This window comes from Kitasatospora sp. NPDC093558 (genome assembly GCF_040683475.1).
Lineage (GTDB): Bacteria > Actinomycetota > Actinomycetes > Streptomycetales > Streptomycetaceae > Kitasatospora.
In genome coordinates, this window is record NZ_JBFBDY010000229.1 from 1 (window position 1) to 9,791 (window position 9,791).

A 9,791-nucleotide genomic window follows, 5' to 3' on the forward strand; every position below is an offset into this window, starting at 1 on the left:
CGGGCGGCGGCCCGGGCGGCTCGCCGACGAGGTGGTGCAGGTGGGCGCGTTCGTCGTCGGACAGGCGCAGCGCCCGGCTGATCGCCCCGATCATCTGCCGGGACGGCCGCGGGCCCCGGCCCTGTTCGAGCCGGATGTAGTACTCCACGGACATGCCCGCGAGCTGGGCGACCTCCTGGCGGCGCAGCCCCGGGGTGCGGCGGCGCCCGCCGGCCGGCAGGCCGACGTCCGACGGCTGCACGCGCGCCCGCCAGCGGCGCAGGAAGGCGGCGAGTTCCGCCCGATCGACGTGTTCCACGCCCCCAGTCTGGCCCGTCCGCTCCCCCGCGACCATGGGACCGCCGATACCACCCTCGGCAGTGCTCTCCCGGCCCCGGCCACGCCGGGCCACGCTCGACGGCATGACGACCAAGCGCATCATCCTCATCACCGGCGCCAACAAGGGCGTCGGATTCGCCGCCGCCCGCGAACTGGCCCAGGCCGGCCACACCGTGCTGATCGGTGCCCGCGACCACGGGCGCGGCACCGCGGCCGCCGACCGACTCGCCGCCGAGGGGCTCGACGTCCGCTTCGTCCGCCTCGACGTGACGGACGGCGCGACGATCACCGCCGCCGCCACGTGGATCGAGGCCGAGTACGGAAGGCTCGACACCCTCGTCAACAACGCGGGCATCACCAGGGACTGGCAGCACACGCCCGACCAACTGCCCGTCGCCGCGCTGCGCGAGGTGTACGAGACGAACGTGTTCGGCGTCGTCGCCGTCACCAACGCGCTGCTCCCGCTGCTGCGGAAGTCACCCGCCGGCTGCGTCTGCAACGTCTCCAGCGGCCTCGCCAGCACGTCGTTCCTCGCCGATCCGGATTCCCCGGTGTGGGAGCACGCGACGCTGCTCGCGTACAACACGTCCAAGGCCGCGCTGAACGCCGTCACGCTCGTCTACGCCCGCGCCCTGCGGGACGCCGGGGTGAAGTTCAGCGCCGTCGAACCCGGCCACTGCGCAACGGACTTGAACCACCACACCGGCTCGCTCACCGCCGAGGAGGGCGGCCGGCGGATCGCCGCCCAGGTGACGGCAGCGGCCGACGGACCGACCGGCCGTTTCCTCACCGAGTACGGCTCCACCTATCCCTGGTGACCGTCGATCAGCCCGGGCAGCTTCCGCATGTCGTCGAAGACGACCGTGTCCGGCCCGGCCAGCCGCTCCGCCGGGGTGAGCCCGCCCGCGTAGCCGAGGGCGCGCATCCCGGCGGCGCGGGCGGCCTGGACGCCGGGCAGGCTGTCCTCGACGACGACGCACGCGGCCGGGTCGGCGCCCATGCTCCGCGCGGCGTGCAGGAAGAGGTCGGGCGCGGGCTTGCCCCGCTCGACCTCGGTCGCGCTGAAGATCCGCCCGGCGAAGTGGTCGTACAGGCCGGTGCGGCCGAGGGTGTGGCGCATCTTGTCGTGCCCGCCGCTGGACGCGACGCAGGTCGGCAGGGCGAGCGCGGCGATCCCGGCGAGCGCCTCGCGGATCCCGGCCACCGGCTCCAACTCGGCGTCCACGGCCTCGGCGTGGAGCTTGACGAAGCGCTCGCGCCACCGGTCGGCGGTGGCCGTGCCGAGCCGCTCGGCGACCACCGCGTGGTTGGCGGCCCCGGAGCGGCCGATGAAGTGCTCGACCACCTCGGGCAGCGTCAGCGGCCACCCCAGTTCGGCGCCGAGGCGCATCTGGACCCGGGCGGCGATGACCTCGCTGTCCACGAGGACACCGTCGCAGTCGAAAATCACCAGCTCGATCGGCTTGATCATCCGATCAGCTTAGGCCGCAGCCGGATGCGGCGCCGGTCGAGGTCCAACTCCTCCAGGACGACGGCGATTTCGGAGCCCTCCTTGACCCAGGACGGAACGTCCTCGGCGAGTATCAGGCCGCCCAGCTCCGCGCCGACGTCGTTGCGCAGGTCCACGAGCGCGCCCGGCACGATCAGCTTCTCGACCACCCCGGTGAAGGTCCGCCCGACCGGTTCGGTGTCGGCGAAGAGCTGCCATGGGTCCGGCAGCAGACCCTTCATCGACAAGTTGACCTGTTCCCAGGAGAATTCGACGTTCAGTACGAGCGCCTCGATCTCCCGGCCGACCGGCGCGACGTCGTCCACCGAGTCGAAGCGGCTCCAGGACATGTCGGGGACGCGAAGGAATCCGGCGTACCGCCCGACACCATCGCCGAGGTTCACGTGCACACCGATGTCGTCCAGGCCCGTCGACACCACACCGCGCACCCGGTCGCCGACCCACAGCGTCCCGAGGTAGGTGCGCAGCCGCTCGGCCCGGGTCGGCTGGAGGCGCCACCGGGTGCGCAACATGCCGTCGGCGTCCGGGAGTTCGGCGGACAGCAGCGGGTGCCGGTCGGCCGGGTCGACGGGGATCAGCGCGGCGCGGCCCTTGCGCACGTCCGCGTGCCGTTCGGCGACGCGCGCCGGGAAGGAGTCGGCGAGCTGCGGCTCCTCGACGAGCAGCGCGACGGGCCCGCGCCGCTTGATCGCGGCGAGGACCGCGCCGGTGTCGGGCGAAAGGGCCGGCCAGACGGCGAGCCGCGCGCGGGGCGTCAGCTTCGCCCGCACGGCCGCAACATCGTCGGCATCGTCGGCGGAGGAAATCTCGTACCATCGGCGGCCGTTGCGGACGTACTGCTCCTCCAGCAGCACCGCTCCCCGGGCCTCGGCCAACGTGCCGACCTCCGCCCAGAACGCGTCGTCGGCCGGGCGCGCCTCGGCCGTCTCGTCCAACTCCCGTGCGTACGGCGACCGTTCGACTTCGTCAACGTCGAGTCCCAGCGCCCGTGCCCGTTCGGCAGCGGCACCCGGGAAGACCCCACCGACGTAGACGTCGCGGTCTTCGCCGACGTGGACGAAGAACCCGCCGTCACCGTCCAGCCGGCACCATGCCCCATGCCGCAGCACCATCGCCCGCACCAGTGCCAGCGCGGTGGCCAACGGCACTTCGGCGCCGTCGTGGTAGCCCCGGTGGCGGTAGTCGAAGAGGCCGTGCAGCCCGTCCCCGTTGACGCCCACGCGGCGCTGGGCGAACGAGAAGAACCCGGTCAGCGCCGGGTTGTCGAGCGTCAGCCGGGTCACCCCGGCGTCGAGCGCGAAACCGGCGACGGCGGCCGTGCAGGCCTGCGCGTGGTTCTCGCGGGAGTCGTAGTCGAAGGGGCCTTTCAGGCGGAGGACGGGAGACATGCCGCGCAGTCTAGCCAGCCGGGCCGGCCGGACCGCGCGGCAGCCCCCACGCCGTCAGAGCACCGTCAGTCCGCCGTCAGCCGGTCTGGATGGCGGTGTCGTCGATCACGAAGCTCGTCTGGCTCGAGGCGTCCTCGGTGCCGGTGAACTTCAGCGTGACGCTCTTGCCCGCGTACGCCGACAGGTCGAAGGTCCGCTGCTGGTAGCCGGCCGCCGCGTCCACGTTGCTGTAGGTCTTCAGCGTGGTCCCGTTGACCGCCACCGTCAGCTTGTCATACGGCGTCGTACCCGTCTCCGCGGTGTCGATGTGCAGCCAGAAGCTCAGCGTCGCCTTGCAGCCCGCCGGGATCGTCACCGTCTGCGACAGCGTGTCGGTGTGGGTGGTGCCGTAGCCGTCCAGCCACGCCTTCCAGCTGCCACTGTGCGCCGGCTGCGAGGAGCTGTTGTCGATCACACCGCTCGTCGCCGTCCACGGCGCCGCCGAACCCGTCTCGAAACCCGGGTTGCCGAGCAGCTGCGCCGGCGTGCAGCCGCCGCCCGTGCCCAGGACCGACCAGTTGAAGCTCGCGGTCGCGGTCGCCCCGGTCGCGTCGGTGACGGTGACCGTCACGGGGAACTGCCCGATCGCGTTCACCGCGCCGGAGATCAGGCCGGTCGAGGAGTTGATCGACAGGCCGGCGGGCAGGCCGGTGGCGGAGTACGACAGCGGCGCGGTGCCGCCCGAGGCCTGGAGTTGGAGGCTCACCGAGCCGTTCACGGTGGTCGACTGGTCACCCGGGTTGGTCACCGACACGGCGCTGCTGCCGCCCGGCTTGGTGAGCAGGCAGCCGCTCACGCTCAGGTCGATGGCCCGCCCGGCGCCGAGGCAGGTGGTGAACCAGTAGGTCTCCTCGCCGTAGCTCTGGCCCTTGGTGGCCGTGGTGCTGCCGTCGGCGGCGACCTCGCACGGGTTGTTGAGGGTGCACATCTGGCCGTCGTCGTTGCCGGTGTTGTTGATGCCGACGATCCGCCCGCTCGCGGAGTCGACGATCGGCGAGCCGGACGTGCCGTGGGTGGTGTTGCAGCCGGAGCTGTAGCGCAGCGAGTCGTGCCAGGTCCACTGGTCCTCGCGCAGGGTCGGCACGAACCCGTTGACGGAGCAGTTCCAGACCTGCTTCCAGTACGACGAGGGTATGTACATCGCCGAACCGTCGACGGGGTGGGCGTCGTTGATCGTGAGCGCGGTGGCGCCGGTGCGGCTCTTGATCGCGCCGTAGGTGTCGGTGAGTTCGTAGAGCGCGACGTCGGTGCCGGTCATCGTCGCGTACAGGACCTTGTCGGCCTGGACGGTGCCGAGGCTGTTGCCGGCGCCGTCCAGCAGGGTGCCGCTGCGGCTGGCCGAGGCGTTCTGGATGACCTCGCCGGCGCTCGGCATGCTGGGCAGGCAGTGGCCGTTGGTGAGCATGAGCGCGCGGTCGCCGTCCACCGACGAGGGGTAACGGACCAGCGAGGCCGAGCAGTTGCTGAGCGCGATGGTCGACGTGAGGTCGGCCGCCTGGACGGCCTGCGCGGGAGCGGCGGCGAGGGTCAGCCCGCCCGCGACGACGGCGCTCGCGCCGGCCACGGCGACAAGTCTCTTGAACATGGCTCTCCTTGTGGGGGATCGCGGGGTGCCCGACTGGTCGCCGAGGCCCGCGCCGCACGAAAGTGCCATGGCCACTTCAAGGGGTCAACAGTCCGGACCGAAAAAGGCCGGGGAACGCCGTTGAACGTCAAGGACGCTACGGCTGGGGGAAGTTCTGCTGGTCGACGTCCTCGGTCTTGGCGTTGCCGCCGACCACCGGCTTCAACGTGATCGACCACGAGGTGGCGGTGCGCCCGGTCTCGAAGGCGAGCGTGTCCTGGAACTTGGTGAACCGGCAGTTCTGCGTGAACGCCTTCGCGTCGTTGTCCCAGTCCGCCCCGCCCGAGAAGTAGACCTCGTACGTGCCGTCCTGGACGCCCTCGATGCTCGCGTTCGAACCCTTGGCCACGTACACCGAGTTGACCGCCTTGCCGTCCAGGGCGAGCGTGACGACGGCGTCCGACGAGCCGCCGTTGTCCACCTTGAACACGCCCTGGCCGTTCAGCCGCCCCTTGCGGACCAGTGTGCCGTTGTCGAGCGTGCGGTTCTGCGCCGCCGGGGTCTGCGGGACGGCGAAGGTCGTCTGGTAGCCGGCCGTCGTCATCTTCCCGAGGGCGGTGGTGACGGCCTTCAGGCCCGCGGCCTGGCCCACCTCCGCGAGGCCCGAGCCGAGCCCGCACACCGTCTTGTGCTTGATGTCGCCCTGGATCTTCGCCATGTCGGTGCCCAGCTGGGTGAGCGCGGAGGCGAGGTCACTCTGGGCGATCCCGACCTCGGGCGGCTGGTCGGCCGTGCGCAGCTTGAGGCTCGCGGACTTGGCGCTGGTGGCGACCTCGGCGAGGACGGTGTCGAGGTCGGCGAGGGTCTTGGCGGAGGTCACCTTCCCGAGGGCGGTGGAGACCGGGTCGACGGCGCCGCTGAGCACGGGGCCGTACGGGAGCCGGGTCGGCGTCGGCGCGGCCGTGCGGGTCGGCGTGGACTGGGCGGGCGACGCGCTCTGCGGCGCGGCCGAGTCGGTGCCGCCGGAACCGCTCCCACCGGAACAGGCCGCGAGCAGCAGCGCCGAGCCGACGGCCAGACCGGCCTTGGTGATGGACCTCATGTACCCCGCCCCACGTGTCGTCCCCTACACACGCCGCGCACGCTCCGTGCACGTTTCCCTCCGACATGCTCCCGGAGTGTGCGCACCATGGTCAACAGGGCGCAGAAGGGGCGCGAGGGTGCACACGAGGGGCGCGCGGGGACCGCGGGCCGGTCAACTACCATCGGGCGCGTGCTCAGTCTCACCGGCCTCCCCCTCCAGATCGTCGCGACCGTGATCGCGATCGCCGTCTTCGCCGCCACCATGTGGCTCTGGCCGAGATTCGGCGGACGGTCCTGGAAGTCCTGGCTCGGCCGGATCGGCGCCTTCCTCGCGACCCAGGTCGCGGTGCTCGTCGCCATGGGCCTGGTCGCCAACAGCTACTTCGGCTTCTACAGCTCGTGGACCGACCTGCTCGGCACCAGCGGCAAGAACGGCACGGTGGTCGACCACACGCCCAACGCCTCCGGCGTGGCCGTGACCGGCGAGCAGAAGTTCTACTCGGCCCAGGGCTCGGAGCCCGAGCGCTCCGGCCTGATCCAGAAGGTGGACGTCAAAGGAGCGGGCAGCGGCCTGACCAGCGAGGCCTACGTCTACCTGCCGCCGCAGTACTTCCAGCCGGACTACGCCAAGCAGCGGTTCCCGATGGCCCTGGTGCTCACCGGCTACCCGGGCACCCCGGAGAAGCTGATCTCGCTCATGCAGTACCCGGCGTCCACCCTCGACGCGATCACCCAGAAGAAGCTGCCGCCGACCATCCTCGTGATGACCAGGCCCACGCTCGTCGGCAACCGGGACACCGAGTGCGTCGACGTGCCGAACGGCCCCCAGGTGGAGACCTTCTTCACCACCGACCTGCCCAAGGCCCTCGCCACCACCTACCGGATCGGCACCGCCCCGGACAACCGGGCCGTGATCGGCAACTCCACCGGGGGCTACTGCGCGCTCAAGTTCGCCCTGCGCAAGCCCGACTCGTACCCCGCCGCGATCGCGCTCTCCGGCTACTACAGCGCGGCCCACGACGAGACCACCGGCGACCTGTTCGGCGGCAACGACCGGCTGAAGCAGGAGAACGACCTCCTGTGGCGGCTGAAGAACCAGCCGCCCGCGCCGGTCTCGCTGCTGCTGACGACCGCCAACGACGAGAACAACTACGGCGAGACCCAGGCCATGGTCGGCGCCTTCAAGGCACCGACCAAGATGTCCACGATCACCCTGGACACCGCCGGCCACAACTTCCACACCTGGACCCGCGAGATCCCCCCGGCCCTGGAGTGGCTCGGCAAACACCTGGTCATGCCGCAGCCCGCCTGAGCCGGAGGGCTGCGCCGAAGAACCGAGCCGCCGGACCGAGCCGGCGGACCCGAAGCCCCCTGAGGACGGGGCCCGCCCGAGATCACACCCGGCTCCAAGCCCCGTCTCACGCTTCTCTCAGGCGCGCCACCCACCGTATGGCGCATGACCACGACCAGCTACACCCAGCCGGCCGGCGAACCGTGGCCCGAGGCCGCGGACTACCCGCCGCCGCAGGTGCCCCAGCCGGCCCCCGCCCCGGTCCCGGCACCGCTCTTCCCCGAGCAGCCCCTGCCGCCCGCCGGGCCGAAGGGCCCGGCCTCCTGGTCCGGCCGCCTGCGCACCCTCCCGGCCCGTGCCTGGCGCGGACGCGCCGACGACCCCCGCTGGGTGCGCCCGGCCCTGCTCGGCCTGATGGCCGCCACCGCCGTCCTCTACCTGTGGGACCTCAGCGCCTCCGGCTGGGCCAACGCCTTCTACTCCGCGGCCGTCCAGGCGGGCACCCAGAGCTGGAAGGCGTTCTTCTTCGGCTCCTCGGACGCCGCCAACTTCATCACGGTCGACAAGCCCCCGGCCTCGCTGTGGCCGATGGCGCTGTCCGCGCGGGTCTTCGGGCTCTCGTCGTGGTCGCTCCTCGCCCCGCAGGCGCTCATGGGCGCCGCCACCGTCGGCGTCCTGTACGCGGCGGTGCGCCGCCGGTTCTCCCCGCTCGGCGGCCTGCTCGCCGGGGCCGCGTTCGCGCTCACCCCGGTGGCGGCGCTCATGTTCCGCTTCAACAACCCCGACGCGCTGCTCGTCCTGCTGCTCACCCTCGCCGCGTACGGGCTGATCCGCGCCGTCGAGACGGCGAGCACCCGGTGGCTGCTGTTCACCGGCGCCGTGTTCGGCTTCGCGTTCCTCACCAAGACCCTGGCGGCGTTCCTGATCCTGCCCGCCTTCGCGGTGATCTACCTCGTGGTGGCGCCCACCGGCCTGTGGCGGCGGGTGCGCCAGACGCTGCTCGCGGGCGCGGCCGTGGCCGTCGCCGGCGGCTGGTGGGTCGCGGTCGTCGAGCTGCTGCCCGCCTCGGCCCGCCCCTACGTCGGCGGCTCGCAGGACAACAGCTTCCTGTCGCTCACCTTCGGCTACAACGGCCTCGGCCGGGTCGACGGCAACGAGCGCGGCAGCGTGGGCGGCGGCGGACACCTCCCGGCCGGGCTCGACCTGCCGGGCGGCGCGGCGCAGGGGATGCGCAACCGCGGCTGGGGCCAGACCGGCATCACCCGCCTGTTCGGCAGCGACATCGGCGGGCAGATCGCCTGGCTCCTGCCGGCCGCGCTGGTCCTGCTGGTGGTCGCGCTCTGGGCGACCCGCCGCTACGCCCGCACCGACACCGCCCGCGCGGCGTTCCTGGTCTGGGGCGGGTGGCTGATCTCCACCGCGCTGATCTTCAGCTTCATGTCCGGGATCTTCCACCAGTACTACACGGTGGCGCTCGCCCCGGCCGTCGCCGCACTGGTCGGCATGGGCGTGGACGGGCTGTGGCGGGCGCGCCACCGCCTGCCGTACGCGCTGGTCCTCGCGGGCACGCTCGCGGTGACGGCGGTGTGGGCGTTCGTCCTGCTCGGCCGCAGCTCGGGCTTCCTGCCGTGGCTGCGCTGGGCGGTCCTGGCCGCCGGGCTGGTGGCGGCGGCCGCGCTGGTGGCCGGGCAGTTCGCGGGGCGGGCCTCGGGCCGCACCGGGGCGCGGATCGCGTCGGTGGCGGGCCTGGTGGGCCTCGCGGCGGCGCTCGGCGGTCCGGCCGCGTACGCGGTGGACACCGTCGGCACGGCGCACAACGGCTCGATCATCACGGCCGGGCCGTCGGTCAAGGGCGCGTTCGGACCGGGCTCGTTCGGCAAGGGCGGCCGGGGCAGCAAGGGCTTCGGCGGCCAGGGCAACCCCGGCGGTCAGGGCGGCTTCCCCGGCGGCAAGGCCCCGCACGGCCAGAATGGCGGCGGCTTCCCCGGCGGCTTCCCGGGCGGCTCCGGCGGCGGCCAGGGCGGCTTCCCCGGCGCCGGCAACGGCAACGGCGGCAGCACCACCGGCGGCCGTCACGAGCGCGGCAACGGCACCACGGGCATGCCCGGCGTCCCCGGCGCCCCCGACCCCGAGGGCGCGGGCGGCCCCGGCGGCGCGATGGGCGGCCTGCTCGGCGGCACCAAGGTGAGCGCCGAGGCCGCCGCCCTGCTGAAGCAGGACGCCGGCCACTACACCTGGGCCGCCGCGACCACCGGCTCCCAGAACGCCGCGAGCTACCAACTCGCCACCGGCAAGCCGGTGATGGCCCTCGGTGGCTTCAACGGCACCGACCCGTCGCTGAGCCTGGCCGACTTCCAGCAGTACGTCCAGGAGGGCAAGATCCACTGGTTCATCGGCGGCGGCTCCCACCGCGGCTTCGGCGGCGCCACCGGCGACGGTCCCGGCGACGACGGCGGGCAGCAGAACGAGAGCGCCCAGATCGAGGCGTGGGTGACCGGCCACTTCACCGCGAAGACGGTCGGCGGCGCCACGCTCTACGACCTGACGGCGACCCCGTCCTCCTGAGCCGCGCCAACCCCGAGGGGGCGCACCGCGACC

7 protein-coding genes and 2 pseudogenes are annotated in these 9,791 nt (G+C 72.7%); 3 read left to right on the forward strand and 6 right to left on the reverse strand.

Annotated features, from left to right (window positions below; genetic code table 11):
- Positions 1 to 298: helix-turn-helix transcriptional regulator (locus AB0O00_RS21065; protein ID WP_363653953.1), on the reverse strand; the 298-nt coding region annotated here is incomplete at its 3' end.
- Between the two features lie 103 nt (positions 299 to 401).
- Here AB0O00_RS21065 and AB0O00_RS21070 point away from each other — a divergent pair.
- Complete coding sequence (locus AB0O00_RS21070; protein WP_363653955.1) at positions 402 to 1,136, forward strand: SDR family oxidoreductase; 735 nt, start codon at positions 402 to 404, stop codon at positions 1,134 to 1,136.
- Here AB0O00_RS21070 and AB0O00_RS21075 read toward each other — a convergent pair.
- The 5 genes and pseudogenes from AB0O00_RS21075 to AB0O00_RS21095 all read right to left on the reverse strand — a co-directional run bounded on the left by AB0O00_RS21075 (position 1,124) and on the right by AB0O00_RS21095 (position 5,921).
- Complete coding sequence (locus tag AB0O00_RS21075) at positions 1,124 to 1,789, reverse strand: HAD family hydrolase (RefSeq protein ID WP_363653957.1); 666 nt, start codon at positions 1,787 to 1,789, stop codon at positions 1,124 to 1,126. The two genes, AB0O00_RS21070 and AB0O00_RS21075, sit on opposite strands and share 13 nt — an antisense overlap.
- On the reverse strand, positions 1,786 to 3,216 hold the full coding sequence (locus AB0O00_RS21080; protein WP_363653959.1) for an RNA-binding protein: 1,431 nt from the start codon (positions 3,214 to 3,216) through the stop codon (positions 1,786 to 1,788). The genes AB0O00_RS21075 and AB0O00_RS21080 overlap by 4 nt, the downstream gene beginning before the upstream one ends.
- A gap of 76 nt (positions 3,217 to 3,292) precedes the next feature.
- Positions 3,293 to 4,018 (reverse strand): annotated as a pseudogene (locus AB0O00_RS21085) (putative Ig domain-containing protein); the annotation flags it as partial.
- 204 nt (positions 4,019 to 4,222) lie between these two features.
- Positions 4,223 to 4,909 (reverse strand): annotated as a pseudogene (locus AB0O00_RS21090) (serine protease); the annotation flags it as partial.
- Positions 4,910 to 4,976: 67 nt separating this feature from the next.
- Positions 4,977 to 5,921 carry a hypothetical protein gene (locus AB0O00_RS21095; RefSeq protein WP_363653961.1) on the reverse strand — a complete coding sequence of 315 codons (945 nt, stop codon included), beginning with the start codon at positions 5,919 to 5,921 and terminating at the stop codon, positions 4,977 to 4,979.
- Positions 5,922 to 6,092: 171 nt separating this feature from the next.
- On the opposite strand from AB0O00_RS21095, the gene AB0O00_RS21100 reads away from it, so the two are divergent.
- Positions 6,093 to 7,214 carry an alpha/beta hydrolase-fold protein gene (locus AB0O00_RS21100; RefSeq protein WP_363653963.1) on the forward strand — a complete coding sequence of 374 codons (1,122 nt, stop codon included), beginning with the start codon at positions 6,093 to 6,095 and terminating at the stop codon, positions 7,212 to 7,214.
- 144 nt (positions 7,215 to 7,358) lie between these two features.
- The gene (locus tag AB0O00_RS21105) at positions 7,359 to 9,758 is read left to right on the forward strand and encodes a glycosyltransferase family 39 protein (protein ID WP_363653965.1); all 2,400 of its coding nucleotides are present in this window, start codon (positions 7,359 to 7,361) and stop codon (positions 9,756 to 9,758) included.
- Positions 9,759 to 9,791 lie beyond the last annotated feature (33 nt).